The 25,117-nt window shown below is 65.0% G+C and carries 21 protein-coding genes and 1 pseudogene; 9 read left to right on the plus strand and 13 right to left on the minus strand.

Going from position 1 to position 25,117, the window contains the following annotated elements:
* The first annotated feature begins 352 nt into the window (after positions 1–352).
* Complete coding sequence (locus DAT35_RS46000) at positions 353–1,567, plus strand: hypothetical protein (RefSeq protein WP_108075706.1); 1,215 nt, start codon at positions 353–355, stop codon at positions 1,565–1,567.
* Positions 1,561–1,911, plus strand: a pseudogene (locus tag DAT35_RS46005) (DUF2019 domain-containing protein); the annotation flags it as partial. The gene DAT35_RS46000 and the pseudogene DAT35_RS46005, both read left to right, overlap by 7 nt.
* 278 nt (positions 1,912–2,189) lie before the next feature.
* Here DAT35_RS46005 and DAT35_RS46010 read toward each other — a convergent pair.
* The 9 genes from DAT35_RS46010 to DAT35_RS46050 form a co-directional block, all read right to left on the minus strand.
* Positions 2,190–3,185, minus strand: a complete 996-nt coding sequence (locus DAT35_RS46010; protein WP_304466086.1) for a hypothetical protein — start codon at positions 3,183–3,185, stop codon at positions 2,190–2,192.
* 161 nt (positions 3,186–3,346) lie between these two features.
* Positions 3,347–4,507, minus strand: a complete 1,161-nt coding sequence (locus DAT35_RS46015) for an App1 family protein (RefSeq protein WP_108075853.1) — start codon at positions 4,505–4,507, stop codon at positions 3,347–3,349.
* Between the two features lie 83 nt (positions 4,508–4,590).
* Positions 4,591–5,220 (minus strand): YdcF family protein, encoded by a 630-nt coding sequence (locus DAT35_RS46020; protein WP_108075854.1) that lies wholly within the window; start codon positions 5,218–5,220, stop codon positions 4,591–4,593.
* Between the two features lie 45 nt (positions 5,221–5,265).
* On the minus strand, positions 5,266–5,826 hold the full coding sequence (locus tag DAT35_RS46025) for a putative glycolipid-binding domain-containing protein (protein WP_108075708.1): 561 nt from the start codon (positions 5,824–5,826) through the stop codon (positions 5,266–5,268).
* Between the two features lie 93 nt (positions 5,827–5,919).
* Positions 5,920–6,975 (minus strand): CDP-alcohol phosphatidyltransferase family protein, encoded by a 1,056-nt coding sequence (locus DAT35_RS46030; protein ID WP_108075709.1) that lies wholly within the window; start codon positions 6,973–6,975, stop codon positions 5,920–5,922.
* A gap of 14 nt (positions 6,976–6,989) precedes the next feature.
* The gene (locus tag DAT35_RS46035) at positions 6,990–8,093 is read right to left on the minus strand and encodes a hypothetical protein (RefSeq protein ID WP_108075710.1); all 1,104 of its coding nucleotides are present in this window, start codon (positions 8,091–8,093) and stop codon (positions 6,990–6,992) included.
* Between the two features lie 247 nt (positions 8,094–8,340).
* Positions 8,341–9,072, minus strand: coding sequence for a hypothetical protein (locus DAT35_RS46040; protein ID WP_108075711.1), 732 nt, complete (start codon positions 9,070–9,072; stop codon positions 8,341–8,343).
* A complete protein-coding gene (locus tag DAT35_RS46045) occupies positions 9,072–9,836 on the minus strand; it encodes a hypothetical protein (protein ID WP_108075712.1) in 765 nt (254 codons plus the stop codon). Before DAT35_RS46045 ends, DAT35_RS46040 begins: the two co-directional genes overlap by 1 nt.
* Positions 9,837–9,845: 9 nt before the next feature.
* Complete coding sequence (locus DAT35_RS46050; RefSeq protein ID WP_108075713.1) at positions 9,846–11,750, minus strand: hypothetical protein; 1,905 nt, start codon at positions 11,748–11,750, stop codon at positions 9,846–9,848.
* A gap of 347 nt (positions 11,751–12,097) precedes the next feature.
* On the opposite strand from DAT35_RS46050, the gene DAT35_RS46055 reads away from it, so the two are divergent.
* The 3 genes from DAT35_RS46055 to DAT35_RS46065 all read left to right on the plus strand — a co-directional run bounded on the left by DAT35_RS46055 (position 12,098) and on the right by DAT35_RS46065 (position 15,508).
* Complete coding sequence (locus tag DAT35_RS46055; protein ID WP_108075714.1) at positions 12,098–12,670, plus strand: very short patch repair endonuclease; 573 nt, start codon at positions 12,098–12,100, stop codon at positions 12,668–12,670.
* Positions 12,671–12,851: 181 nt separating this feature from the next.
* Positions 12,852–14,372: a DNA cytosine methyltransferase gene (locus DAT35_RS46060; RefSeq protein WP_108075715.1), complete on the plus strand. Its 1,521-nt coding sequence runs from the start codon at positions 12,852–12,854 to the stop codon at positions 14,370–14,372.
* A gap of 35 nt (positions 14,373–14,407) precedes the next feature.
* Positions 14,408–15,508, plus strand: a complete 1,101-nt coding sequence (locus DAT35_RS46065; RefSeq protein WP_108075716.1) for a hypothetical protein — start codon at positions 14,408–14,410, stop codon at positions 15,506–15,508.
* A 162-nt stretch (positions 15,509–15,670) separates the two neighbouring features.
* Here DAT35_RS46065 and DAT35_RS46070 read toward each other — a convergent pair whose 3' ends face one another.
* The 4 genes from DAT35_RS46070 to DAT35_RS46085 all read right to left on the minus strand — a co-directional run bounded on the left by DAT35_RS46070 (position 15,671) and on the right by DAT35_RS46085 (position 20,166).
* Positions 15,671–17,563, minus strand: a complete 1,893-nt coding sequence (locus tag DAT35_RS46070; protein ID WP_158502153.1) for a serine/threonine-protein kinase — start codon at positions 17,561–17,563, stop codon at positions 15,671–15,673.
* Positions 17,560–18,435 (minus strand): DUF2381 family protein, encoded by an 876-nt coding sequence (locus DAT35_RS46075; RefSeq protein ID WP_108075718.1) that lies wholly within the window; start codon positions 18,433–18,435, stop codon positions 17,560–17,562. Before DAT35_RS46075 ends, DAT35_RS46070 begins: the two co-directional genes overlap by 4 nt.
* 190 nt (positions 18,436–18,625) lie before the next feature.
* On the minus strand, positions 18,626–18,991 hold the full coding sequence (locus tag DAT35_RS46080; protein ID WP_108075719.1) for a hypothetical protein: 366 nt from the start codon (positions 18,989–18,991) through the stop codon (positions 18,626–18,628).
* Between the two features lie 38 nt (positions 18,992–19,029).
* Positions 19,030–20,166: a restriction endonuclease fold toxin-2 domain-containing protein gene (locus tag DAT35_RS46085; protein WP_108075720.1), complete on the minus strand. Its 1,137-nt coding sequence runs from the start codon at positions 20,164–20,166 to the stop codon at positions 19,030–19,032.
* A gap of 182 nt (positions 20,167–20,348) precedes the next feature.
* Between DAT35_RS46085 and DAT35_RS46090 the strand changes: the two genes are divergently transcribed.
* The 4 genes from DAT35_RS46090 (at position 20,349) to DAT35_RS46105 (ending at position 25,110) form a co-directional block, all read left to right on the plus strand.
* Complete coding sequence (locus DAT35_RS46090) at positions 20,349–22,100, plus strand: hypothetical protein (protein ID WP_108075721.1); 1,752 nt, start codon at positions 20,349–20,351, stop codon at positions 22,098–22,100.
* Positions 22,101–22,144: 44 nt separating this feature from the next.
* The gene (locus DAT35_RS46095; protein ID WP_108075722.1) at positions 22,145–23,434 is read left to right on the plus strand and encodes an adenylate/guanylate cyclase domain-containing protein; all 1,290 of its coding nucleotides are present in this window, start codon (positions 22,145–22,147) and stop codon (positions 23,432–23,434) included.
* Between the two features lie 122 nt (positions 23,435–23,556).
* On the plus strand, positions 23,557–24,387 hold the full coding sequence (locus tag DAT35_RS46100) for an alpha/beta fold hydrolase (RefSeq protein WP_108075723.1): 831 nt from the start codon (positions 23,557–23,559) through the stop codon (positions 24,385–24,387).
* 60 nt (positions 24,388–24,447) lie between these two features.
* Positions 24,448–25,110, plus strand: coding sequence for a TetR/AcrR family transcriptional regulator (locus DAT35_RS46105; RefSeq protein WP_108075724.1), 663 nt, complete (start codon positions 24,448–24,450; stop codon positions 25,108–25,110).
* Positions 25,111–25,117: the final 7 nt, after the last annotated feature.

Raw genomic sequence — 25,117 nt, forward strand, 5'->3', positions numbered from 1 at the left:
GAGTCCGTCCAGACGTCACCAGGCATTGCGCTCAGCACCTCGCCGGAGCCGACGGCTTGACGTGACGGTCCGCCGCTCTCTGTAATCGGCGGGCTTGGATTTCCAACTCGGGCGGTTCGCTCGGAGAGGTGCGGCAATGTCTAGCCATGCGGTCGATGCGCGCCCCGTGGAACCACGGCGGCCCTTGCGTGTGGGTGCACTGGCCCTGGCGGGGTTGATGCTGGTGACAGCATGTGCCACCGGGGCTCCCATGGGCGCGGCATACCGTTACCGTCCGACCGTTCCGAACGACTCGTCCGAAACGTGGGAACCAGAGCCGGAAGCCAACGACAGAGGCCGGGAAGAAACTGTCTTGACCAGGCTGCCCACGGACTTCGCACCGGTGCAGGTGAGTGACTCCGAGCTCGCGGCAGCCCTCACAACGCTTTGGCTCGACGTGCCGCTGCGGGTGGCCACCTCCCACCCACCTCTCTATGTCGGCCGTAGGCTGGCGTTGGCTTCCACACCCATGAGTGGGGAAGCATCGCAATCAGACCTGGCGCAGTCCTACGGGCGGTATTGCGAGCGATGCGGCACTCCAGGGGACTGCCTGACACTGTTTGACGACGGGCCACGCATCCAGGACGACGACAAGCGCCGCCTTGCGCTCTCCCTGGCTGTGGGCCCTGCCCTGGAAGGCGTCAACGCGGAAGTGCGGGCGATGCTCAACCCCTCGCGGGTGCTGACAATGCTCGGCACCACCATAACCATCTACATGGCGCTGTTGTTGGCGCCAGTGCCCGAGCCGATAACAAAGGGCGCGGCCCTGGTGTTCAGCGCCGCCATGTGGGCTTATCTCGGGTGGGAATTCTTCACTCTGCTGCAAGCCTATGCGGAGCTTTACGAAGCTGCGCCCCGAGCCTCTACCTTTGCGGAGCTACGCGAGATAGCCGAGCGGTTCGGCCGTGTCATCGGCCCCAACAGCGTGCGGATTCTCGTAGTCGTGGCGACAGCGGCGATCGGAGAAACGGCGGCGCTCGCTTCCAAGGCCCCGAAGCTACCGGGATTCGCGCAAGCTTCGGAGAGGTTCACGGCCAATACCGGCTTGCCCTTGCAGGATGCGGCCATCGGAGCCGAGCGCTTCATCGTCTCGGTGCCCGAGAACACGATCCGCCTCGTATTGGCACCTCACGTTGTGACCATGGCTGCCCAAGGCCTTGCCGCTGGGAATCCTGCGCCGAGCCGGGGTAAGCTCCTCCCCAACGGACACAGGGCGTGGGGGTCGTTTAGTGGCTTCAAGGCGGCCATGGGGCCGGCAGGCCCAGGAAAGCAATGGCATCACATCGTGGAGCAGACACCGGGCAATGTGAAGCGATTCGGGGGCGAGGCCCTTCACAACACCGAGAATGTTGCTGCACTAGAAAAACCCATCCATACGCGCATCAGCGCATTTTACTCGTCAATTCAGCCAAAGATCACGAACTCAAATACCCTGACAGTGCGGCAGTGGCTTAGCACTCAATCCTATGAGGCACAGCGCGAGTTCGGCTTGTTGGCCATCAAGAACATTCTAGGAGGCATCTGGTGACGGAGATTGAGGGGCTTGTTGCTGAGTTTGCCGAGAACGTGGCTGCACAGACGGACTCAATCTGGAGAGGTGACGCGAAGACCGGCAACAAGCACGCCAAGCGATACATAGCCGCATTCGAAAAGTTGACCGCACATGGCGATGCCGGGCGCGATGCGCTCACCGTGCTGTTGACGCACCCTCGGATGGACGTTCGGGTCTCGGCCGCTGCGTATTTGCTGCGATACCGGACGTCAGAGGCCCGCGCGATACTGGAAGAAGCGGCGAAGGGTGAGGGGCTGGTGCCCTTTGAAGCCTCGCTAGTACTGAAAAATTGGGAGAGCGGCACCTGGGCCCTGGACCCCGCCGAGGATGCCGCGGGGCAGCCAGACGCGCCCAGCCCGGCATCGCCCACCAAGCGCAGCCGACCACGCACGGAGGGCACTGCTCCCAACAAACGCAGAGCAAGCAAGCGAGACAAGCCCGGCGGTTGATCTCGAGCGGGGCGCGCCGGGGCTCTCAGCCGATGCTCGCCCCGGTGGAGCAGCCAGGGCGCGGCAACGGAATGACCATCGGCAGTCAGGGCCAACCTGTCCACAGCTGGCCCTGACTGGACACGGTGCCGGGCGGACGCGGGTGGGGCTCAGGTCTCGTAGCCGTTCTGCTCGAAGACGATGACCTTGCGCGACTGCGGGAAGAGGATGACGTTGAGCCGGAACCAGCCGGACGCCCCCGGAGCCACCAGCCGCGAGTAGTAGTGCGTCATCACCTGCACGTTCTCCACCCCATTGCCGTAGGTGGAGAGGATTTGCGGGTGCAGCGGCTGGAACTCCGAGTACATGAAGTCCTGGAGCTGGGCATAGGTGAGCACGGTGCCGGCGTCGTAGGCGTACTCGCCGTAGTCCTGGGTGCTGCCCAGCACCGCCGCGTCCGCCTGGGCCAGGGTCGGCTCACCCGAGTACGGCCACGCGAAGTCGAACCGGCGCAGGTAGCCCGTCGTCCAGTCATACACGGCGTTGCCACTGTTCAGCGTGGCCTGGAGCTGCGAGGTGATGGCCTGCTCCGTCAGCGCCAACTGGTAGCCCGCCGGAGCCGGAGGCAGCGTCGTCGACGCGCACGCGCCCCCGGCACAGCTCGTCTGCAGGCGGAACTGCTTGCCCGAGCCGCTACCCGAGCTCACCACCACCAGGTACTCGCCGCCCTGCACCAGCGGCACCGAGTCGAGCTTGCTCAGCTGGCCATAGCCGGCGTCATCGTCCTGCGCCAGCACCGTGGTGCCGTAGCTGCCAGCCGCGTTCTTCGGGCCGTACACGAAGAGGCCCGTGTCCAGGTACATGGAGCTGCCCAGGTGCGTCACCTCGAGCTTCACCAGGGAGCTGGCCGGCACCTGCACCGTGAAGGAGTAGTACTGCGGATTCGTGGTGAAGTACGTCTGCACCGCGCCGCCCAGGGCCACCGGGCCCAGGTACGTGGTGCCCTCCAGGATGTTGCCGCTGGCCGGCGCCGCAGGGGCGTACAGCACGCCCTGGGTGCTCTCGCCCGTCTCCACCGCCTGCTCCGTCCCGTCCACACCACCGCAGGCGGCCAGCACGGCCACCGGCAGCACCATCCACGTCTCCATCCGCTTGCGACGCATCATCAGGCCCTCGGGGTTGTGGGACGCGGTCCCCCCAGGCCCCGTCCAGCTTCCCGGCCCGTGTGCCACGGTCATTCCAGGAATTCAAGCAACATGGGAGAAAAACACTTATACTTCAATCCCCCATCACCCGGCGTCTCCGCCCCCAAGCGGGAGCACGAGCCTCAACCGTGCTCGCGGTCGAGCTTGTCGAGCAGGGAGCGGGCCTGGGCGTCCTCGCGCTGGTGGGCCTGGACCTCGGCCACCTCGCGCCAGCGAATCCAGCCCTGGCTCGCGGCGTGGCGGGCGGCCGTCACGGTGTCATCCACGGCCAGCATCTGACTGCCCGCGGCGCGGATGTCCTCGGCGATGAGGGCCAGCTCGCGCTCGCGGCCCGGCCGGTGCCACACGTTGCGGATGTAGACACAGCGGATGCGCCCGGGGAACTCGCGGACGATGGTGCGGTAGTGCTCGGCGTCCTCCTGCCCGCTGTCGCCAATGAGGATGAAGGGCAGCGACTCCAGCGTCCCCAGCACCCCGCGAATCTTCTCCAGCTTGTGCCCGTGCCCCCCTCCGGGCGCGAAGCCGTGGCGGCTCAGCCCCCAGTCGCGCAGGAGCAGCGGCCCCGCGGGAATCCGGTGCAGCCCGAGGAACTCGTCCAGGTGCTCATACAGGTTCCACGGGCTGGAGGAGACGTAGAAGATGGGGTTGCCCGCCGCACCCGTGCTGCCCTGATGCAGGGCCTCGTAGAAGGCATCCACGCCCTCGAAGGGCAGCCGCGTGCGGTGCTCGGTGAGGAAGAGCGCCCAGAAGCGCTTGAGGAAGTTGGTGACGTTGGTGACGATGACGGTGTCATCGAGGTCGCTGATGACGCCGACCTCGGCCTCGGGGCCCGCCACCAACACGGGAGCGCGCACGCGGGCCACGCCCTCGGGAGCGGGCGACAGCAGCTCCAGCTCCACGTCGTGCCAGCCGGCCTTCACCCCCGCGGGCGGCTCCACCCACAGCTCGAGGAAACCCTCCTCGTCGGTGGTGCCCTCCCACTGGTGCCCGCCCCAGGACACGCGCACCCGCGCGTGGGGAATCTCCACCGTCATGTAGCGCTTCCACGAGGCGATGGCGCTGCCCAGCAGCGTGTGCCGCTTCCAGGGCGGGCGCACGTGCCGGTCCTCCAGCACGCGGGCCTTGATGACGGACTGACGGGTCGTCCCGTAGCCCCGGTAGGGCAGGATGCGCGGCGGACGGCCCAGGCCCAGCTTGCGCCGCAAGCGCCAGCCCCACGATTCGAGGTGGTGCTCGACGTGGAAGGCGAGCGTGACGAGGGCATTGGGCGACTTCGAGGGCATGGCCACGGCAGTCTATCAGCGGGCCCGCGGACGCACCCACCCGGAGTGATGGACGGCGGAGCCCCCATCTCCGGCCACGCCCCTCAGGACGGCTCGCGAGCCAGGAGCACGTGCGGGTGGAGAAGCAGCGCGATGGCCTCGCGCACCGTCCAGTAGATGCGGTCGCTGGTGCGCAGGTTGCGGTCGGAGAGGAAGGCGGGGCTGGTGGCCACCTCGAAGCCGTGGAGCCGGAAGTACTGGCGGGCACGCAGGAGGTGGTACGGATCCGACACCACCACCACGCGCCGGGCGCCGAGCGAGCGCAGCATGTCCGAGGAGAAGCGCGCGTTCTGCTCGGTGGAGTGGCTGCGCTCCTCCAGGAGACAGGCCTCGGAGGGGACGCCGAGCCGTAGTGCGAGCTCGCGCATGACCTGGGCCTCCGAGGGCGGATTGACGCCCACGCCACCGGAGAACAGGAGCCGAGGAGCCAGGCCCTGGCGGTAGAGCGCCACCGCCTTCTCGACGCGGGCGCGCAGCGCGGACGAGGGCTCGCCCCCTGGAAGCACCCGGGCCCCGAGCACCACCAGGACGTCCGAGGGGACGGCGCGCTCGCGCTGGCCGAAGCGGTCCACCACGAAGGCCATGCCATACAGGCCGAAGGTGGCGACCCCGAGACCGACGTAGAGCCAACGGCGAACGGGTCCTGGGCCCTTCCTGAGAGCGAGTGGAGGCATCATGCGCAGGGTACGCCAAACGCCCGGGACGTGCCCGGGTCCCCGTCAGCGCGAGGGGAGGCGGCGGAAGAGCCCGGAGTAGTCGAGCACGAGCCCCTGGGAGTCGACGCTCAGCTCGGCACGGAAGCCGGACTCGAGGCTCTCGAAGAGGTAGCGCTCGGGGCCGAGGCAGATGTAGCGCTGGCGGCAGCGGCGGACGGCGAGCTCGGGGACGGAGAGGTAGACGACGACGATGTCGTCGGACGCATCGGGGGCGAGCCCCAGACGGCGGATGGGGAGGGTGTTGGTGAAGGGGCTGGCGGAGATGTCCACGTCGATGCAGCCGTCGAGCTCGGGAAGGGAGCGGCCCTTGTCGTCGGACCAGAGGCCCGCACCATCGGAGCGCAGAGCGAGCCGCGAGTCACTGCCGAGGAGGGCGAGCTCCACCTCGCGGACGCGGCAGGCGTTGTCGGTGCGCAGGAAGTAGCGAAGGGAGAAGGGGCGGCCTTCGTCGGTGACACCCTCGACGGAGGAGTGCGCAGTGAGACCGCGGGGGACTTCGCGAAGGATGAGATGCTCGTGCCCGGGACTGGACCACGGGACCCAGGCCACGTGTTGCTCGTTCATGCGGGAGGCGCAGCATACGGAAGCCCCGGCGCCGGGCCAGGACAACCTGCACGCCTATTTCATGCCGCGCTGCGACGAAGAAAGCACGAGCAGTCACATCCCCAACTCACGCCGTGCGAACCACGTGGTGTGGAGGAACTGCCAGGTGAGCGAGGCCGACACCCACACCACCAAGAGCAGGAGCAATTCCTCCTGCGCCTCCACATGGGAGAGCTCGGGGATGAGGAGACTCACACTCCAGAGCCCCAACAACCCGGTGAGGGGCACGTCCCAGGAACGGTAGCGCGTGCCGATGAGCACGTTGCGCAAGACATCCCAGTGGTGCTTCACCGCCACCAGACCCAGCAGCAGCTGCGCACTGACCGCTTCCACCGCGATGTGCTGACCCCTCGCAAGGGCGAGAACGAACCAGGACCCGACCAGCGCCACATTGACGCCGAGACCCAGCACATGACGGCGCTCCCGGCCCATCCTCGCGAGGGCATCCACCCCCACGTATGCGAAGCTGAGCACGGTGACGAGGACGAGCACGTCCACGAGCCCCACCCCTGCCACACGCATCAGCCAGAGCGCCGGACCACATGGGACGGAGAGCAGATGCACGGCGATGAAGAGGACGTGAATCTCCAGCGCACCGAAGGGCGGGTGCACGAGCCGCTGGGTCCGCCGCCGGTCGAAGGTGCCGGCCCACGTGCCGAACGCGAAGGCGACCGTGACCCCCATCAACTCGCCGGGGGAGGCCCCATAGGCGGCGAGTCCGCCGAGAGGAATCATGAAGCCCGCGAGCGCACCGAGCCCGTGGTCATAGAAGTCGCCGAGCGGGTTGGACACGCGGAGGCGGCGGGCCTGGAGGCCATCCACCCTGTCCATGACACAGGAGACGAAGAGAAGCAGAGCCGCGGCGAGCGCCACGAGCCGGAAGGAGACGGGCTCATCCTCGAGAGCGAAGTCCGCGAATGAGGCGAGCAGAATGAAGGCCACGACGTTCGCGAAGTGCCCGGAGAAGGTGAACACGTTGGGGTGCACGCCGCGAGGAAGGAGCGCCAGCAGTGGGAGGCTGACGTACCGGTCGAACGAAGCCCGTACCCACGAGCGCTCCTCACATTCGAATGCGTACTGACGAATACGATGGGAATCTTCGAAGCTCATCGGCCCCCCCAGGTTCAGGGGAGGTTATCCAACGTGTCCCGAGACGCGAAGAGGGCACCGAGGAGCGTGGGCGGTTCGTAGAGGGACTCGACACGGAGGTCCGGCAGGGGGATGTCGGCCAGTTCCAGGGGGAAGGGGCGATAATCGAACGACTGTTCGATGAGCCGGGCCATTGCGTCAGCGAAAGGCTTCGCCTCGCCGGCCGGCTCGAAGGTGAGCCGCGATCGGGTTGAGGTCTTGTCGGGCCTTACTGTCGCCGTCGTCGTGTAGACGAGGTATAGCGGCGCGAGGATACACACGGCCCCCACCACCCGGGTGACGACCCGTCCGCCGTCCGGCAAGGGCTCTTCCAGATACAAACAACAGCGGGAACATGCATCCGTCGAGGGATAGGTGACATCCCGGATGACGTGCCCTGGAAACACGGCACGCACGCTCTCGAGGAAGTCTTCCCATTCCTTCCAGTCGTCCCAGGTCTTCTGCCGGATCGCACTCCACCGTTGGTACTCGGGCGTCCGCTGGTAGGCAAGTACCGGCTCCTCGTCATCGTCCTCCCAGACGGGATAACCCGCCGGGTAGTAGTGCCAGGCAATGCGGATGAGTTCCGCGGCCCTGGGATCGTTCAGAGCCTGGGGACTCGGGAGAGGCCTGACCTCGTCCTGGCGCACGCCCTCCTCCTCTGGAGGAAACCGCAGCTCGAAGCTCCACGACACCGTGTCGGCCCCGTGCGGCGTCAGCACCACGGAGACCTGCATCGTGCGCGCCTCGCGGTGCACGGTGACGTCGAAGGAATGGATGGTGTCGAGGTACTTGCCAAACGTCCCCGGGATTTCTTCATGCGCCACACGACGGACGATCTCGGAGCACTGCTGCTCGTCCTCCACTTCAAGCAGCATACATAGGGAGGTGCCAAGGTCCGGAGCCACGAGATTGCTGCCGCGCCGCTTCTTGAGGAAGGTCGGAAAGTGCAGCTCGAACGCCTTCAATCCGCGGGCGAGCGGAACCTTCTTGAAGCCACCCACCTTCGGGAAGGCGTGAATGGGCCGCTTCTTTCCATCAGGGCCAACAATGTCGATGGGTAACGGTTGCGTGAGGGCCTTGTAGGTCTGGCTCATCATCTTCTTCCGGGAACAGGTCCGCCTGAACTACCACCCAATCGTTGGTCAGTCACAGATGTACCCGGTCACTGTGTCGCGGCTTGTGGCGCAGCCGATCAGCCCGCCAGCAGACAGCAACGCTCCACCAACGAGCCCATCCTTTCGCGGATGCCCAATGACCAGCGGGCTCGGCCATCGAATGTCCTCCACGTGAGGAGCATATACAGCTGAGCCAAGGCTCCATCTTCGAACTTCATCTCGTCGCGACCTACCTGGCTCGCCACCGCTCGAATTCGACAGGGAACAATCCGATAAGCTGTTCTCCATTCAGCGAGTACAGGTCGTAAGTGAGGTCGAACTGCTGGATGACGTCGACAAATCGTCGGAGCGTCCCGGGCTTCCTGCTGTTGGGCGAAGCGCCCCTCTTGGGCTTCCCCTTGTCCTTGTCGAAATAGAGGATATCCACCGCCTGGACGATGGCTCGGTTGGTCACGAACTCCTGCCGCGATGCCAGTTGTTCGTTGAAGTCTCCAAACTCCTCCACACGGCCACACAACAACGTCTGAGCATGTTCCTTGTGTAGCTCATAGATGATGTAGGGCCCGACCAGCAGATGGCGATAGTAGTGCCAGGAATGCCCGGCCTCCGTCACGGCCGGCAGGATGTAGTGATACTCCTGCCTCACCTTCCGTCCCTTTCGACCGTCCTGAGGACTGAGTTGATCGAAGTAGAAGAGCGATAGCCAATTCCAGAGTTCCGCGTTGTTCTTGACGGAGGAGGACGGGAGCGGCGCGAGCTTTTCGCTCAAATATCGGGCGGCCTCCAATCGGGTAGTAAAACGCTCGTGTTCGACATCGATCCGGACATCGAGCGCATCCGAGCACGAACGATCCTCCAGCAGGTCGAGCGGCGGCGATGCTGGAGAGCCACTCCGGATTTCCTTCCAATAGTCACGGAACGCCTTGAGCCCCCTGGCGTTCAACTTGCGCACGAGTGCCATCAGGAGCCCTCCGACATACGCGCAGCAGTGAACTTCTCCCGGATTTTTTGCGATTCGCTGAAGCGCCGAACCACCCGTTCGATCCACTCCCGCCGGAGATAGGAATCCTCCTCTATTGAAGGAACCGGTTCGGGATTGTAGTGCTTACTGAATCTCATCCAGTGGCCCCGCCACGTGGTATCGTCATCCGCGATCTCCTCCTCTTCAACCAGCAACAGATGCTGGAGCACCTCACGGATGACAGCTGGGTAGACGAGCGAGAGGAACATCGGGCTGCTCCTCACATACTCCTCCATCCCATCCAGACGGTTGACCTCCAACACAGGCCTGGTTTCGTCTAGTTTGAGCCGCCAGATCTCCTGCCCCAGCTCCCCGAAGCTGACTGGGAGAATGCAATACCTCGTATCGCCCTCCGACCCCGCCTCCACAGGATTGATGTCATCGAGTTCGGCGAGCAGTTTGCCCACCCGTTCACTGCGGTCTACGATCTTGACGCGGAAGAAGACCGTACTGTCCCGGTCGAACTCCTTCAGGTCTCGCTCGGGCTCGGGCACGATACGTCCCACTGTGCCGTAGGGGAAACGCATGTACGAGGACTTATAGTAGGCCTCGACGAAAACACTGGCATCCGCCGGGAATCGCGCCCCCGAGAGGTCGATCCTGGCATCGAAGGAGGGAGGCCCATTCGGATTGCGTATCAACCGGATGAAGACCCGCTCAGGGTCGATGCGCCTGCGCTTCGTGTAATTGAACCGTCTGATCATTGCCGTCCCCTAGTCCCGGACGTTCGCACGGACCTTCAGGTCCCGCTGCGGGTCAAAGCCGGTTACGTTGATCTCGAATTCCTCGTCGGTGATGTCGAAACGCAACTTGTTCGCATCCTTGTCGGCCACGTTTGCGCCAACCGGGGTAGCGATGGTGAAAACGGACCTGCTGAAATCGAAATCGTTGCGGTCGTAGCGCTTGAATGCGTTTCCACGCCTGACCTCATATGCCACCTCAAGTTCGATGGCCTTGCCCGCCAACGGCCTACCGGGAACACTCCTGATGGAGAAGCCTCCCGCTAGCGGCTCCAGCCGGTAACTACTTGTTGAAGGAGGAATGGCTGGCGGAATCTGAGGAGTTCCCTCCGGAGGCGGAGGGGGAGCCTCGCTCGCCCCGCCCTGTCCCTCGTTCATACGCGGGCCATCTGGCCGGTCGACAAAGAAGAAATCCTTCAGCAGATCCTCCTTCAGACCCTCTGGAGGAGCAGAGAGATATGTGACGATGTGACGGATGCTGCTACGGACGAACCGTATGCTGAATGTGCCATGCTTGTACCCCTCCTTGACTTTGGTGGACTTCTCCTGCCAGTCCGTGTGTGCTGGATTCTCGGCATCCCCCAACAGGGAAGTGAGTTCCGGGTCATCCACGACAAGCAGGCCCCGAACACCGGGATCCTTGAGTTGGCGGATATCGGTGATGGTGATGCCCTGCCGGATGTAGTGGTCCTCCCCTCGACCGAGTTTCGGATCCTTCTCCAGGAAGACCCTGAAGTGAGCTGTCTTGATCGGCCGACCGTTGCGCTCCACCTTGACAGGGACCTTCAATGCGAGCCGATCGCCCTTCTCAAATCTCTCCCGCAGCTTCGCAAGTGCACTCTCTGGAAAGAGCTCTTCTCCCCAGGTCGGTGCGTTCATCCCTTTCTGCTGTAATGCAACGAATTCGGATTCCGGCCTGGAGATGGACCATCTGGCGAAATCGAACAGCTTCAGGAGACGTTCCTTTGAAGTGTCAGAGTCCTTCCAGTCAAGCCGGGTCGAGATGTCGTTCAGGCTGTCGCGATTCAGCACCCACTTCTCGTTTCCATGTCTGACCTCCACCACGAGGTCTCTCGAAAGAATCGGGTAGAAGTAGTTCCGGATAGTGGAGCGGAGGAGTTGCAGCGCATTGATTTCCTCCACATGCGGAAAAGGAATCACAAGTGACAGGCCCGGCTCGTCCGCACGCTGCAGATGGAAGTCGGACTTGAATGCAGCAATCACCTCCGCGTCCTCAACGGGGATGCTGTATCCTTCATTGTCCGTCAGCCCGAAATAGCCGTAGGGGCAGTACCGCTGCTTGTCGATGCTATGGACCTTGAGCACGGACTGGCCCATGAGCAGCGCCCGACCATCGCTCTTCCGAACCGTCAGCCCAAAGAAGGTCCGGAACCGGGACGCGGCAGGGAAGACCGTCTTGCCAAGCCCCCATCTACCGCGATCCGTATGACCCTTGCTGGAGCGGCCAATGTTCCGCCAGAAGTAGAAGAAGTGGTTCTTGCTCTCCGACGGCAATCCTGGTGGGTCATCCTCATCCTGGTTCGGGTTGCCCTGGAGACCTCGCGTGCCGAAATCCTCGATAACGAGGTACCGTGCGGGCTCGTCACGAAGGCGGAGTTGGACACCGCCGGGTTCCAGGTGTTCCTCCAGGCCCGCCAGATACTTCTCTGCGGCCTGGGGCTCCAACGGTTGGCTGGAGATGGTGTAGCAGACACGCAGTGGCTGCCCATCCACATGGGCATCGAGCGTGTTCTGGTCACCCTCTCGCACCAAGCTGTCGGCCAGACCCTCCTTTGGGGTGAAGAACTCCTCCTGCACGGGGTCCGCGTTGATTTCCCCGCGCTGCATCTTACGGAAGCTCCACCTGACACCGGACATGAGTCATCTCCCTCTTGTCTGCTCCCAGCGTATCCCGACTGTGTCTGTCTGGCCAATCGTACGGCCCCAAGGAAACCCGTCACTGAGCTGGATGACTTGGACCGCGAGTGGAACTCCCCCTTCCCTCGGTGGGCCTTTCGGCCCGCCGGAATTCGTCTGCAGGCAGGCCAGGTGTGCGTGCTGATGTGCGGGGAAACCGCAATCCACAAGGGCCCTGATTCTACGGGGTTGGTTCGTTCCTCTTTACCTTTGAAGTAGTTGGCGCCAAGGTAGCATCCCCCAACTACCCTGTACCGCGCAGGAACGCGCTACCACCCGAGAGGTATGGAGTCTCAAGGAGAGGATGCATGGGCCTCACCCGTTCCGAGCAGATGTCGCGAATCCGTGGTAAGGACACCTCCCCCGAACGACTCTTGCGCTCGGCTCTATGGAGGGCAGGCCTGCGCTTCAGGCTGCAATCCAGGACGCCTCATGGGCGGCCGGACGTGGTCTTCTCCAAGGCCAGGGTGGCCGTCTTCATAGACGGGTGTTTCTGGCATGGATGCCCCGAGCATTACGTCCGGCCCCGGACGCGCAACGAGTTCTGGTCCGCCAAGCTCCTTGAGAACGTAGAGCGTGACCAGCGGCAGACGCACCAGCTCGAAGCCGAGGGCTGGCGCATCTGCCGCTTCTGGGAGCACCAGATCTTCGAGTCGTTACCCGAAGTTCTGGAGACGATCCGCGCTGCGATCCAGGGCGAGCAGTGGAGCCCGCCTGTCTCCTGGAGGGTCGTGCAGGTGGATGCGCTGCCTGGAGAGGGGGACATGGAACAGCGCTGGATGGAGGAGCTGCGAAGCACCGAGCCTCGACGGTTCGTGGTAGGCAGGCGCAGCACGAAAAAGTGGAAGAGGTCACACGGGCAGTCCGGTAGCGGCCTGTAGCTTGCATGCAGGAGGTGGCGCGCCGGAGCCGCTGCGTTATAAGTCCGATGGAATGCCCCCGAGAATCCAAGTGAAGTTGAGGAGGACTCAAGAGGGCGCATCGCCGCAGTTGTTGGACCTGTTTTTCGAGAAGGCCAGTGCGGACACCGGGCACCGTCAGGCCGTAGGATTCTAAACCCCCATGCTTCGACCCATCGACCACAAGCTCGACCGCCTCGCACGAGGGGAGCGCCCGCGACTACTGGATCTGTTCTCCGGGTGCGGAGGCCTTACCCTTGGTTTTCACCGCGCCGGCTGTGAGGTGGTTTGCGGTGTGGAGTTCGACGAGCATGCCGCCCGCTCTCACGCCCTCAACTTCCATCGGCATCTGCCCCCAGAACTCTTCGAGGCACATGCGGCACCGAAGGACATCACGGTCACAGGGCCACATGCCCTGCTCCAATCCTTCGGCGTCAAGAAGCCTGAGTACGAAGTTGACGTCCTGGTTGGTGGTCCACCGTGCCCGGCCTTCACCCGTGTCGGACGTGCGAAGCTGCGCGAGGTTCATGAGCACCCCGAGGCGTTCCGCCATGACCCACGAGCCAAGCTCTATTTGCCGTACCTCGAGTACGTGAAGGCACTCAAGCCTGTAGCCCTCCTCATGGAGAACGTGCCGGACATCCTCAACTTCGGCGGGCACAACCTGGCCGAAGAGGTCTGTGAGGTCCTTGAGGGCCTGGGCTACCGCTGCGTCTACACGCTCGTCAACGCAGCGAACTACGGCGTGCCCCAGATGAGGGAGCGATTCATCCTGGTCGGCATCCATGAAGCCGCAGGTGCTTATTTTTCGTTCCCGGCACCAACACGGAAGGTCGATTTCCCACCGGGATATCAAGGCTCGCGTGATGTCGCCTTGAAGCACATCGTCGTTGGCGACCTCTTCGCGCCGCGGACCCGATACGTGCCGACACCCGAGGCTAGGCGAACGAGACGCCCACCTGTAACAGTGCGCGAGGCGCTTGCAGACCTCCCTCCGATCACCGGGCACCTCGAAGGAACCATTCGCCGTGGTGCGCGGCGGTTCGACAATGCCGTCACCTATCGCCCGGATGTCGTGCCTTCCGACTATGCCCGCCTGATGCGAACCTGGCCCGGCTTCGAAGGTGATGGTCAGATCTGGGATCACGCCATCCGCTCACTCAGTGACCGCGATTATCGACTCTTTCGCGCCATGCGTTGGGGTGACGACTACCCGAAAGCGTACGCTCTGGCCGAGCGCCTGTTCACCAAACGCCTCGCTGAAGAGAAACGAGCGGGACATCCTATAGATCCCGGCTCTGCCGAGTACGAAGCGCTCCGCAGTGACTACGTGCCGCCCTATGATCCGGGGAAGTTCCCAAACAAGTGGCGCAAAATGGAGCCTGATGAACCGGCTCGCACGTTGATGGCCCATCTGGGTAAGGATTCGTACAGCCACATCCATTACGACAGCGACCAGGCGCGTGTCCTCTCAGTGCGCGAAGCAGCTCGCCTTCAGTCCTTCCCAGACGGGTTTGAATTCTCGGGCACGATGAATCCAGCCTTCAGACAGATTGGGAATGCGGTGCCTCCGCTGCTGGCGCATGCACTCGCAGAGCCGCTCCTTGCTTCGATAGGTGTCGCACACCATGCGATTGCCGGGTCACATCGCGAGGCGAAAGTACAGACCAGCGCGGCTGTTTGAGAACCGAAGAGTACTGAAGGCCCGGGTGATTGAATATGAGCAGCGCCAAGATCGCAATCAAGTCCCTGACATCTTCGGACCTGTCATTCTTCAAGGTCCACCTGAAGCTTTCGAAGCAGAAGGCGATCAACCTCAACAGCGACGTCTTCATCGACCGATTCTACCCGGGCCTCAAAGGCATCTACGACCCGGTGTTCTTTCCCTTGACCATCATTGGTCCCGGGGGAAGGGCGGCGCACCGCCTTGCACGTAAGGCCCTGCGCTCACCGGGCGCAAAAAACTGGCGTCTCAACGGTGAGATCATCCATGACCCGGATGGAGAGCCGGGGCGTTACGACGGGCTTGCGGCAGACGACTTTGCTGTCATCTCTTTCGAAGGCAATGAACGTCCAAAAGCGTTGTCACTCGTTCTCGTTTCGGCCAATGATGACGCCAAGCTGCGCGCGGCTATTGCAAGCTTCTTCGAATTCGCTGGTAGAAGCACCATGGTCGAGGTGTCGGAGACAATCATCGCCGACCTGCGCGCAGCGACCATCGATGCGTATGCCGCTGGCGAGCATCCGTTCGACGCACTCGTTTTCCGTGACACGGTCGAAGAAGTCCTCTTTGGAAATAGCGCTCCAACTCCAGTGGGGACAACACCGTCCGGCCGTTCAGTGGCGATGTCCCCTCATGAACTGCGCCAGCAACTTCTGGCTGCTGAAGAAACCGGACAACTGGGTGAAGAGCTCTTCGGGAACTGGCTGGTGAGCAAGGGCCACGACGAAGACGACTTTGAATGGGTCTCGCTGACCCATGCCCGTTCAGCGTTCGACTATGAAGTACATGCGGCCAGATGGCTGGACACCACCCCCCACGTGTTCGTTGACGTGAAGACGACGCGTGGCTCATTCGAGCGGCCGATACACATGAGCATTGCCGAGTTGCGCTTCGCCGCAACGACGGAGAACTATCGCATTGCACGCCTATACGACCTTGCAAGCTCCAAACCGAAGCTCCGAATCCTCAACGGCATACAGCCATTCGCTCAAGCGATTGTCGGAAGTCTCGGTTCTCTACCCGCTGGAGTCGTAGCAGACAGCGTACAGATCAAGCCAGACGTTTTCCCAATAGAGCTGGACGATCAAAATCTGTAGGTTGCTGCCTTGAGCATCGACGACATGGGCAGCCAGAACCATGTCGGCGTGCTGGAAATCACCGTCAGGGCTCATCTCGACACAGTGCACCGAGCGATGTTTGAGCCCTACCCGGGGTTTCTTCAAACTACGCGACGAATGCGCAGGGTATGCCTACCTGAATCACTCCGGGAAGTGGCGATCGGGGACCTGGACATACGTGTCCACCATGGGCGCATTGATGACGGCTGCATCCGGGATTCGGTCCACCTTGGAGGGATCGACCTCGACCCCTTCGTCCGGAAGGGCTGCATGCGTCAGCACCCCGAACTTCGTCCGGTCAAGATCGCTCACGACCACGGCACAAATCGGAGTCGCCATGCGACCGGGAGTGCTCGGATAGAGCCCATCGAGATAGATCCGATCGAACTGCACGTAGACCCGATCCGGTAACACCTTCGCCTCACCGGTCACCCGGCGGATGCTCTCGTCGGGCAGGAATATCCACCCCTCCATGGGTCCGCTCCTGACATTGCGCAGACTCGTCTTCCCAAGGCCTGCGTCCGTAACGGTCGTCAGCTCGACAGCCGTGAAGAGCCGCTTCCCGAAACCCAATCGTAGGGCCGTCAGGCGAGCCTCGGGAGGACACCGTTCCAGAAAACCTCCGACGTCAGGGCGCACGGGGGCGCCCGTGCAGGCCAGGAAGTGGGTGGAAACGGCACAAAGCAGCGCGAGGGTTTCGCGGAAAGACCTGGGTGTGGAGAAGTGCAAGGGTTCGCATCCTTCTTCGGAAGGCGCCGGAGGGGCCAGCGCGGTGGAAGCCGCACCGGAACACGCCCCCTCCAAGACGGACGCGCACAGCGTGCGGATGAATCCCCACCCTATCCCGAGCAGGAGCAGGAAGAGGGCGAGCACGACGAGTGCCCTCCCCCAACCCTTGCGATACCATCTCGCTTCCCGCCCAGTGCTGTTCGGCCCGACCGTTTCCGAAACCACCGGAGCGTCCCTCTCGGGTGACGGAGGCGAGTCATCCGTCGCCTGGCGGCTGGAGGCCGTGGGATGCCGGGGAGCCTCGAGAACCTCTGGCGTGCCAGCCCCTTCTCCCGGCTGCGCCTCCGCCCGTGGGCCCGCGCCATCGCGCGTCGTGGGAAAGGCATACAGCGCCGTCCAGGCCTCCGTGTCCCCTTCCCGCTCCAGCATCCGCACCAACTCCTCGTGCACGGCTCTGGCGCTCGGGGGCCGCTGCTCCGGCGCCTTCGCCAACAATCGCATCACCAGCTCGTTCAGGCCCGGTGGCACGCGCGGGTCCAACTGTACGGGCTCTACCGGCGGGAGGAACTCAATGGCGAGCAGGAGCTTCTCCGGTGACAGGCGGGGGTTGAAGGGATGGCAGTCCGTGAGGGCCTCGTAGAGCAGGGCACCGAACGCGTAGAGGTCCGCCGCGGGCTGCGCGGGGAAGTGCGCTCCCTGTTCCCACTCGCCCCCTCGCAGGAAGGCGGCGACCTCGGGCGGCATGTTGTGGAACGTCACCGGGGGGAGTTCCCGCGTCAACGTGTACGCCCCTGGCAGGAACACCGCTCCGAAGTCGATGAGGAATGGCTTGTCATCCCCATCCCGCACCAGGACGTTGTCGGCCTTGATGTCGCGGTGGCACACGCCGCGCTCGTGCAGTTCCGCCAACACCTGGGCCAACTCGCTCGAGACCGTCACCAGCCGACGCAGAGCGGCCTGTGTCCCCCAGCGCCATGCATTGAAGGTGGAGCCAGGGACGTAGTCGGTGACGAAGAAGAAGTGACCACCCTCCAGGTCCGGCCATCGGCCCAGCTCGCGAACGGCCAGCAGGTTGGGGTGGCGGAAGTGACCGAGGGAGACCGCCTCACGAAAGGCCCGCTCATCCTCGCGGGCCTCGTCTTCATCACTCGGCGGTCGCGCGGCCATCTTGAGCGTGTAGAACCGGCCCCCTTCCTCCACCTGGAAGACGAACGCGAAGCCACCATTGCCCAGGCGGCGCACCACCCGGTAGTGCCTCACCATGTCCCCGGGTTGGAGCAGTGCCGGGTGAAAGGGCTTCGTCATCGCGGAAGCCTCACACGCTCGAAGCGCAGCATCCGGGGACCGTCCTCCTCCAGCGTCAATGACACGCACCCGACTCCATCTGGAATCAGGGTAGAGAAGGTGTGGAACTGCCATGGCCCTATAGCTACGGCCGCGGTGACGACAACAGGAAGAGGAAGCCCCCCACCTGTCGGCAGTGCCTCGCATCCGGATTCCATCCGGGCTCGAGCGAGTCGCCAGGGCTTGGAGTTGACTTGAGTTGTTCTGACAGACACGGACACGAAGAGGAACTGGTCCATCCGGAGTACAGAATTGACATTTGCGCGGACATCATCGGAATTCCTGGAGGCCAGCGTCTCCTTCGGCGTGACGAGCGCCAGCCTCGGGGGTGTGCCCGGCTCATGGCTCTCGAGGAGCATCCTCGCCACCGCCCCCTCGCCCCCATCCTCCTCGTTGGCGACCCGAGGGGGCTCCCGTGAGGCGAAGGACACGCGCGCCTGCACGTCCACCTCGTCCCGCCGCGTGACGAGCGCCAGCGTCAGCGTGCGGAGCCCACCCGCTTCCGTCCGCCCCGCCACCGGCAGCAGGAGTCGCTCGCCCTCCGCCAGGTCGCTCGCGGGAACAATCACCAGCGAGCGGGGTCCCACCACCACCACGGTGACGCGCGCGTGCAGCTCGGGCGTCAGCAGCGCTCGCGGTTCGAGCAGGTCCTCGAAGTCCACCAGCGTGGACAGCCGCCCGGCCACGTACAGCACGGACGGCGCTCCGCCCGGCTGTCCCGCGACGAGCACGGTCCCCTGCCGCATCCGCCTCCCGTTGGCTCGCGCCTCGGAGACGGCCAGCAGGGTGACGAGGAAGACCCAGAGCGCAACGGGCCAGGTACGTGGATGCACGACGCCTCCGTGAGGAGGACGGCACGCTAGAGGAGCCCGCCTGCCAGGGCAAGGACTGCTCGACCTCCGTGGTCACCCTGGTGCGAGCGACTCGGCGAATCAGGTCTTCCCGACACGGTGGGTGAGTGCCCAGTGGCGAACCTGACGTCCGGAGGCGACGTCCTCACAGCTCTCACGACGATGTTGACGCTCACCTCTCATCACTGAGCGCATGGATGATGTCGTCGGCCGTCGTATCGGGCTGGAGGCCGATGCTCCGGTCATAGCCCTCATCGAACATGAGGAGCGGACAGACCTCGGGTACGACGGATTGATACCAGAGGGCGAACCCGGCGCAATCGCGGATGGCCCCGTAGAAGATGACGGTCGACCCTTCGCGGTTGAGGGAACCCAGGAGCGTGGACTCCTTCATGGGCAACTCGAACTCCACGCTGTGGTGGTCCTCCGGGTCCGGAATGATCTTGATCCTGCTCGTGGGCCACCGGACACGCAGGAGGTCGATGAATCTCTCGACATCGATGCTCCGCCGGTCCCGAGACATGAGGAAGTAGTCCATAAGTTCGATCTCCCTTGTCAATTCCTGGCATGCCCTGCTCAGGGTCGCACGACGACCTTCCCCGGAACGCCTGCCAGATTCATCAATGCCTCGAGATAGGGCACTGCACGTGCATCATTGGTAATGATTTCGAGACCTACGACAGGAGTTGCGGCATCAGCGATGACGGCTGCGTACCGCTGGAGCTGTCCGAATAGTTCGAGCCGGACCATTTCGCGAACATCCTCGTTGCACTTCGAACCGGGAACATAGGGACTGGTTTCCGGCTTGTCGACGTGCTTGACCTCCAGAAGGTGGGCATCACTCGCGCGAGCGCCGTCTGCCCGTACCTCCTTGCCTCCACCCGATACGGTGAACTCCTCGGCTCCAGCCTGCCTGACCTGATAACGACTTGCTGGCGAGTTCTCGCGGACGAGAATCCTCCGCGCCTTCGCGATCCACTCCATGAACGCATTCGGGTCCACCTTCTTCGGCACCGCAGCCTGCGCACCGCTTTGCGGTCTACTCGTGCCTTGTGAGAGAACCCCGCTCGCCACCGCTGCCGGAGCAAACGTGTTGGCCTGAGCAGCCGTAGCACCCGCGTTGGGGGCTACCACCCCCTCGGGCGTGACGAGCGGAGGTTCGTTCGGTGGCACACGAGGTCTGGCCACCCTGCTCACCATCTTTTTCGTGAGCACGAAAACCACTACATTCACACCGACCTTGGAGACGGCCCAGGCCAGTGACGAGGAGGCTTCCTTCAAGTCAACGTCCGTGCGCGCAGAGAGGGCGCGGTTGGCAAACGTCCAGAGCGCCCTGGACACATCGCCCGCTTGCACGGACAGAAGCACGACTCCGAGCGACGCCAGGGCCAGGTCCACGGCCTCGCCCACCACGGGCACGCCCTGGGTGCCCAGCCACACGGAGGTTAGCGCCGTCATGGTGACCAGATTCTCGGGGGTAAGCAGGGTGCGGAGTTCCGCAGCTCCGGCCGCTGGCATTTCCGAGAAGGCGCGCGCTGAAGTCCGGCACAACTTCTCCCCACGGGCCATCTGAGCAACAGGCACCAGAACTGGCCCGCACAACTCATCCTCGACAGCGTGGGCAGCAGCAGGCGCTGCGAGCAGCAAGCCCAGACAGAGAGCAACGATTCTCATGGCTTCTTCTACACTCGTTTCGAGCCACCAATCGACCATGTGCTACGCCTTCAGGAAGCCGTTCACCGCGCTCTCCCGGGGGGTGACCTTAGACGGCTGACGGCGTAGAGCGCCCTGTACCTCGGCAGAAGAGCAGGCAAGGGCCGACAGCATCAATCGAGGGCATGTGGCAGGATATGACGGCGGAGGTCATATTCTGACTACCTATGGCTGAAGTCCACTTGTCTCACCCAGAGAAGCTGCCGCTCAAGGAGTTCCGCGAGGCCTTCGAGACCCGGCTGGCCGCCTGCTCCGCTGATGAGCTCAGCGTCCTCCTCCGCGTCCTCGCCAGCCGTGTGCGGCCCTCCGAACGCCTCTCCTTCCTGCAATCCCTCCAGGAGCCCTCGGACTCCGGGGCTCAGGCGCTCCTCGGCCAACATGAGTTGCTCGATGACATCGCCGAGCTCTCCCACTCGCTCCCGGAAATGGCCAGGGAATGGGAGGAGCTCTGGCCCGAGGAAGACATCCTCGGTCCCTACGCGAAGCTCCTCGAGCCCCTCACCGCTCTCTTCTCGCACGCCCAGGAGGCCTCCGAGCGTGGGCAGTACCCGCTCGCCCGCGAGGCCTACCATGCCCTCTTCGAGCTCCTCACCTACGAGGACGAGTTCGGCCGCGGTCTCCGCCCCGAGCACCTCTCCCAGGTGGACTTCCCCGAGGCCCGCGCCCGCTACCTCCGCGCCGTCTACCTCACCACTCCCCCCGAGCAGCGCGCCCCCGTCCTCCTCGAGCAGATGCGCCGTGTGCGTTCGCTCCTCCCCCGCGGGCCCAGGCCCCTCATGCAGGACTGGCTCGACATCTCCTCCGAGCCCCTCCCCGACTCCGATGTCTTTCTCCGCGACTGGGTCTCCCTTCTTCGTGAGCAGGACGGCCCCGATGCCGATGCCTGGTTGCGCGAGGCCATCCGTCTCTCCCAGGGCACTCGCGGCCTGCGCGAGCTCGCCTTCTCCGAGCCCTCCCGCCACCCTCGCGCCTTCGTCGAGCTGCTCGCCGCGCTCGAGCGCGAGGGCCCTCCACGCAAGGTCCTCACCACCGCCCGCGAGGCCCTCGAGGTGCTCCCCTCCGGTCTCCCCCTCCGCGCCGCCATCGCCGACTTCCTCGTTTCGGCCGCCGCGCGTCTCGGGCAAGCCGATACCGTGCGCTCCGCTCGCTGGGAGGCCTTCGTCTCCCGGCCCACCCTCTCGCGGATGCTCGACCTGCGCGACTCCCGCTCCTCCGCGTCCGAGCGTTCCCGGGTGATGCGCGAGGCCGCCCGTCATCTCGAGGAGGTCCTCCAGAAACCCCGCAGGCCCTCGGGCTCCATGGCCGTGCTCCTCGATGATGAAGACCGGCTCGAGGCGCCCGCTCATGTCGACCGGCGGCTGCTCGCTCATGCCTGGTTGCTCGCGCTCGACTGGGAATCCGCTCATGCGATTGCCGCCAAGGAAAGTCCCCTCGGGTGGACCTATGGCGACAACCCCCAGGGCACCGTCGTCCCCGCCTTCCTCGTGCTCCTGTCTCGCCAGCCCCTCGGGGCCCTGCCTCGCAACGTGGACCGGCTCTGGCATCAGGCGCTCGAGTCGGGCGCCCACGCTGGCGACTGGTACTCGGGTGATGAGCGTCATGATGCGGTGCTCCGCGACCGTCTCTCGCGGGCGTATGCCGACGTCCTCCCCGCCTTCTCGCTCGAGCCCTCCGAGCACGAGCGGATGCTCGAGTGGAGTCTGGAGATCGCCCGCAAGCGCGTGAGCTCCATCGTCAGCAACAAGCACCGGCGCAGCTACGGCAAGGCCGCGACGTTGCTCGTCGCCTCCGCCGAGGTCCTCTGGCTGCAAGGCGAGCAGGCTCGTGGCAACCTGCTCCTCGCTGGCTTCCGGGAGAGCTTCCGCCGTCACCGCGCCTTTCAGGCCGAGTTGGATGAGGCCGTGGGCTCGCGCGCTCCCTCCTCCCGGCACTGACCCGCTGCCCCGCGCCCTCCTCCTGGCGTTATCCTCGCCTCCACATGCGCGCCCCTCCCGGCTCTCCTCCCGTTCCCAGCGGGTTCGATGCCCTCCTCGGCCAGACCGTCTTCCAGCTCGAGTCCCGCGTCGCGCATGTCGCCACCACCGCCTCCGCCATCGCCACCGCGCTGGTGCTCGCCTCCATCGCCTCGGGCTCGCCCATCCCGCGCATCATCCTCGCCGCCACCCTGTTCTTCTTCGCCTGGTATGCCTGCGTCGCGCTCCTCATGCGCGCCGGCCGCTACCGCCCGTGGATGCGTTACGCCTCCTCGCTCGTGGACGTGTCCATGGGCACCGTCGTCGCCCTGTTGGATTTGCGCGTCAACGGCCCCGCCTTCGCCCTGTCCGCGGGCGGGCCCGCCCTCTATGCCGTGGGTGTCGTCATGTCCACGCCCCGGCTCCAGCCCCGCCTATGTCTCTTCGCCGGGCTCGCCGCCGCCGCGCAGTTGCTCGTGCTCGTCCAGTTCGTCCTGCGTCCCGCCGCCTCGCCGGAGCTCCTCGCCTCGGGCGCCTTCGACTTCTACGTCACGCTCGCCAAGTCCATCTTCCTCGTCACCTCCGGCGCGCTCGGCATGGTGGCCAGCCGCTCCATGCGCGGGCTGCTCGTGCGTCTCACCGAGAGCGCCGTCGAGCGAGAGCGCGTGCGCGGACTGCTCGGCATGCACGTGAGCGAGCAGGTCATGGAGCACCTGCTCTCCGGCCGCATGCCCGAGGGCGGTGAGCGCCGCGCCGTCACCATCTGCTTCACCGACATCCGCGACTTCACCCGCCTCTCCGAGTCCCAGTCCCCCGAGGAGACGCTGCGCTTGCTCAACCTCTACTTCGGGCGCATGTGTGAGATTGTGGCGGCCCACGGTGGACTGGTGAACAAGTTCCTCGGGGACGGGATGCTCATTGTCTTCGGGGCGCCCACGCACCAGCCGGACGATGCCCGGCGCGCCCTGGCCGCCGCGCGCGAGATGCTCGCCGAGGCCGAGCTCATGCGCGAGCGGGGCGAGTTCCCCGACCTGCGCATCGGCGTGGCTCTGCACCGGGGTGAGGCCGTGGTGGGCAACGTGGGCGGCGCCCAGCGCCAGGAGTACACCGTCATCGGCGACACGGTGAACACCACCTCGCGGGTGCAGGACCTGACCAAGGCGCTCGGCCGCGCGCTGCTGCTCACCCGCGAGTGCCGCGAGGCGCTCGGAGACGAGGCCACCTTCGAGCCGCTCGGCGCCCACGCGGTGAAGGGCCGGCTGCAGCAGCTCGAGCTCTTCGGCATCCCCGAGCGCGGCTCGAGCCCGGTCGCTTGAAGTGACGGCCAGCCAACGGCGGCACCGCACCGCGGTCCGCTGTCCCTCCGTGGCCGCCCGGAGGATGACTCGCCCCTGGCGGCGAGAGGGACAGCTCCGAGGCCGCCCGGGGGGAGACGCACATGGCCGAGACGCTCGTGGGTGGGGTACGCATCCGTTATGACGACGTGGGGCAGGGAGGGCCCGCGTTGCTCTTCATTCCCGGCTGGTGCACCAGCCGAGACGTGTTCCGGAAGCTCGCGCCCTGGAGCGCGACGCTCCAGCGCACGCTCGTGGTGGACCTGCCCGGCCACGGCGACTCCGAGCAGCCCGTCCCTGACTTCGACAACGCCACCGTGGTGGACGTGCTGCGCGGCGTCATCGACGCCAGTGGCGCGCGCCAGGTGGTGCCCGTGGCCCTGTCCCATGGCGGCTGGTGGGCCATGGAGCTGCGGCGCCAACTGGGGGCTCGCGTGCCCGCGCTCGTGCTGCTGGACTGGCTGGTGCTGGAGCCGCCTCCGGCCTTCCTCCAGGCGGTGCGCGCCCTGCAGTCGCCCCAGTGGAAGCAGGCCCGCGACGGGCTCTTCTCCCTGTGGCTGCACGGCGTGAACTCGCCGGACATCATCCGCTTCGTCCACGAGGACATGGGCTCCTTCGGCGAGGACATGTGGAAGCGCGCCGGGCGGGAGATTGGGAAGGTGTACGCCCAGTACGGCAGCCCGGTGGAGGCGCTCGCCTCCCTCTCGCCTCCCGTCCCCACCCTCCACCTCTACGCCCAGCCGGATGACCCCGCCTGGCTGGAGGGCCAGCGCTCGTTCGCCTCCTCGCACCCCTGGTTCCAGGTGCAGAAACTCCCCGCACGCAGCCACTTCCCCCTCCTGGAGGTCCCCGAGGAGATGGCCGCCCGCATCGGCAGGTTCCTCGACGCGCGGCTGGGCACCCGCCGTGAAGGGTTGTCTCCGTTCCCCACTTGATTCCGTACCCGTCGAAAGGTTAGTTAGTTAGTGATAGCTAACCAATTCAACGGGCAGAGCATGGGACGTCCCCGACAGGTCCTGGACGAAGAGATTCTCAAGGCGGCACGCGCGTGTTTCATCGAGCACGGTGCCTCGGTGAGCACGGAGACGATCGCCGCGCGTCTGGGGGTGTCGGGGCCGGCGCTGCTCAAGCGCTTTGGAACCAAGCGCGAGCTGCTCATGGCGGCGTTCGGGGTGGCGAAGACGCCGCCGTGGCTGGACCTGATGACCGAGGGTCCGGACGAGCGCGAGCTGACGGAGCAGCTCCGCGAAATCGCGGGCGCCATCGATGCCTTCTTCCGGGAGATGGTGCCGGCCTTCTCGGTGTTGCGCGAGGCGGGCATCACCCCCGAGGAGTGGCGGGCCTCGAACGATGGCGTGCCGCCCCCGGCGCGCACCTTCGACACGGTGTCGGGCTGGTTCCGCCGGGCCCAGGAGCAGGGCCGCCTGCGCCAGGGAGACCCGCGCGTCATGGCAGGCATGTTCCTGGCGGGCCTGCAGTACCGCTACTTCCTCGCCCACATCACCAACGAGCCCATCCCTCCGGAGGAGGAGAACCCCTGGCTGGCGCAGATGGTGGACATCCTGTGGCACGGCGTGGCGCCGGAGCACGAGGAAGCGGCCTCCGCCTCCGAGAAGCCGCGGGCCTTGAAGGTTAAAGGGAGTGGGAAGCGGGGCTGAGCCGGAG

Source organism: Vitiosangium sp. GDMCC 1.1324 (assembly GCF_003044305.1).
Lineage (GTDB): Bacteria > Myxococcota > Myxococcia > Myxococcales > Myxococcaceae > Archangium.

What these genes read in the sequence shown, in the direction of transcription:
- DAT35_RS46010 (WP_304466086.1), bottom strand. Translation starts at nt 3,185, where the DNA reads ATGATGCGTCGCAAGCGGATGGAGACGTGGATGGTGCTGCCGGTGGCC.
- DAT35_RS46015 (WP_108075853.1), bottom strand. Translation starts at nt 4,507, where the DNA reads ATGCCCTCGAAGTCGCCCAATGCCCTCGTCACGCTCGCCTTCCACGTC.
- DAT35_RS46020 (WP_108075854.1), bottom strand. Translation starts at nt 5,220, where the DNA reads ATGCCTCCACTCGCTCTCAGGAAGGGCCCAGGACCCGTTCGCCGTTGG.
- DAT35_RS46025 (WP_108075708.1), bottom strand. Translation starts at nt 5,826, where the DNA reads ATGAACGAGCAACACGTGGCCTGGGTCCCGTGGTCCAGTCCCGGGCAC.
- DAT35_RS46030 (WP_108075709.1), bottom strand. Translation starts at nt 6,975, where the DNA reads ATGAGCTTCGAAGATTCCCATCGTATTCGTCAGTACGCATTCGAATGT.
- DAT35_RS46035 (WP_108075710.1), bottom strand. Translation starts at nt 8,093, where the DNA reads ATGATGAGCCAGACCTACAAGGCCCTCACGCAACCGTTACCCATCGAC.
- DAT35_RS46040 (WP_108075711.1), bottom strand. Translation starts at nt 9,072, where the DNA reads ATGGCACTCGTGCGCAAGTTGAACGCCAGGGGGCTCAAGGCGTTCCGT.
- DAT35_RS46045 (WP_108075712.1), bottom strand. Translation starts at nt 9,836, where the DNA reads ATGATCAGACGGTTCAATTACACGAAGCGCAGGCGCATCGACCCTGAG.
- DAT35_RS46050 (WP_108075713.1), bottom strand. Translation starts at nt 11,750, where the DNA reads ATGTCCGGTGTCAGGTGGAGCTTCCGTAAGATGCAGCGCGGGGAAATC.
- DAT35_RS46055 (WP_108075714.1), top strand. Translation starts at nt 12,098, where the DNA reads ATGGGCCTCACCCGTTCCGAGCAGATGTCGCGAATCCGTGGTAAGGAC.
- DAT35_RS46060 (WP_108075715.1), top strand. Translation starts at nt 12,852, where the DNA reads ATGCTTCGACCCATCGACCACAAGCTCGACCGCCTCGCACGAGGGGAG.
- DAT35_RS46065 (WP_108075716.1), top strand. Translation starts at nt 14,408, where the DNA reads ATGAGCAGCGCCAAGATCGCAATCAAGTCCCTGACATCTTCGGACCTG.
- DAT35_RS46070 (WP_158502153.1), bottom strand. Translation starts at nt 17,563, where the DNA reads ATGACGAAGCCCTTTCACCCGGCACTGCTCCAACCCGGGGACATGGTG.
- DAT35_RS46080 (WP_108075719.1), bottom strand. Translation starts at nt 18,991, where the DNA reads ATGGACTACTTCCTCATGTCTCGGGACCGGCGGAGCATCGATGTCGAG.
- DAT35_RS46085 (WP_108075720.1), bottom strand. Translation starts at nt 20,166, where the DNA reads ATGGTCGATTGGTGGCTCGAAACGAGTGTAGAAGAAGCCATGAGAATC.
- DAT35_RS46095 (WP_108075722.1), top strand. Translation starts at nt 22,145, where the DNA reads ATGCGCGCCCCTCCCGGCTCTCCTCCCGTTCCCAGCGGGTTCGATGCC.
- DAT35_RS46100 (WP_108075723.1), top strand. Translation starts at nt 23,557, where the DNA reads ATGGCCGAGACGCTCGTGGGTGGGGTACGCATCCGTTATGACGACGTG.
- DAT35_RS46105 (WP_108075724.1), top strand. Translation starts at nt 24,448, where the DNA reads ATGGGACGTCCCCGACAGGTCCTGGACGAAGAGATTCTCAAGGCGGCA.